Annotated in this window: 1 protein-coding gene; it reads right to left on the reverse strand. The window is 72.8% G+C overall.

From position 1 onward, the window contains the following. The coding region (locus tag ACFC1F_RS43290; protein ID WP_376167315.1) for a condensation domain-containing protein at positions 1 to 1,766 on the reverse strand (1,766 nt) is incomplete at both ends.

Raw genomic sequence — 1,766 nt, forward strand, 5'->3', positions numbered from 1 at the left:
GAGGTGAACAGCGGGCTGCCTCCGGGCACACCACTGGCCTGCTGCGCCACCGAGAGCGGCGCGTGCTCGTGCACCAGCAGCTCGGCCAGCTGGTGGCGCAGGCCGTCGAGCGCCTCGCCGACGCCCGCCTCGCCGACGCGGACCCGCACCGGGAGGGTGTTGAGGAAGAGGCCCGGGACCCGCTCCGCGCCGAGCCCGGCGTTCATCCGGCCGAAGAGCACGGTGCCGAACACCACGTCGTCCCGGCCCGAGACGGTCGCGAGTACCCGCGCCCACGCCAGGTGGAAGACCGTCGCCGCACTCACTCCCCGCAATCGCGCCAAGTTGCGTACGCGTACGGCCAGTTCTTCGCCGAGGGGGAGCTGTGCGCGGATCGACTCCGCGCCGTCGCCGTACACGTCGAGCAGCCCGTACGGGGCCGTCGTCTCCTCGACGTCGCCCAACAGCTCGGTGAAGTACCGCTCGTGCTCCTCGCGCGGCACGCCGAGGCGGGCCTGCGCGACGAAGTTGCGGAACGGCAGCGGCTCCGGAAGCGCGTCGCCGTCGCCGGACAGGATCGCCCGCAGCTCCCCGAGCAGGACGTCCTGGGTGGTGTGGTCCTGCGCCAGGTGGTGGATGCAGAGCAGGAGCAACCAGCGGTCGCTGTCCGGCTCGGCGGCGGTGAACACCCGCATCAGCGGCGCCCGGCCGAGGTCCATCGGCTGCTCGGCGGCGGCCAGCAGTTGCTGCACCGGCTCCGGGCCGTGCCCGTCGATCGCGATCTCCTCGACCGGTAGTTCGACCCGGCGCGCGACCACCTGGACCGGCTCGCGCAGGCCCTCCCAGACGATCGCCGTGCGGTAGATGTCGTGCCGGTCCACCACCTGCTGGAGTCCCCCGAGGAAGGCGTCCAGCAGTTCGCGGGTGTCGAAGCCGAGGACCGTCGGGGACGCGTACACATCGGCTCCACCACCCTCCTGAACAGCCATCAGGTAGTGGAAGAAGATGCCTTCCTGGAGCGGTGCGAGCGGGTACACGTCGGCGACGTTGCCGGCGCCACCCGGCACCTGCGCCACGATCCGCTCGATGTCGGCCGTGTCGAGCTCGACCAGCGGCAGCATCGCGGGGGTGATCTCGGTCGCGCCGACGGGGATCAGGTTGGCCGGGACCTCGGCCTCCTGCGGGCCGGCCACCGAAGCCAGGCCGGCCGGGGTCGGCGTCTGGAAGAGCGTCCGCACCGACACCGCGACCCCGCGGGTCCGCAGGTACTCGACGAGGGAGATCGCGAGCAGGGAGTGACCGCCGAGGGTGAAGAAGTCGTCGTCCACCCCGACCGCCGGCAGGCCGAGGACCTCGGCGAAGGCCTGGCAGAGCAGTTCCTCCTGCACCGTGGCCGGACCACGGCCGCCCCCGGCCGTCAACTCCGGCGCCGGCAGGGCCTTGCGGTCGAGCTTGCCGTTCACGGTCAGCGGCAGGGCGTCCAGGACGACGACGGCGGACGGCACCATGTACGACGGCAGCCGCTCCTCCGCGAACTCCCGCACCGCACCCGACAACCGGACCGCGTCCGCGTCCTCGTCGTCCGCCACCACGTAGGCCACCAGCCGGGTGTCACCCGGGGCGTCCTGCCGCGCGACGACCGCCGCCTGCGCCAACCCCGGATGCCCCGCCAGAACCGCCGCGACCTCACCCGGCTCGATCCGGAAGCCCCGGATCTTCACCTGCTCGTCCGCCCGCCCCAGGTACTCCAGCAGCCCCTCCGTACTCCACCGCGCCACGTCCCCCGA

The sequence above is a fragment of the Kitasatospora sp. NPDC056181 genome (assembly GCF_042266225.1).
GTDB lineage: Bacteria > Actinomycetota > Actinomycetes > Streptomycetales > Streptomycetaceae > Kitasatospora.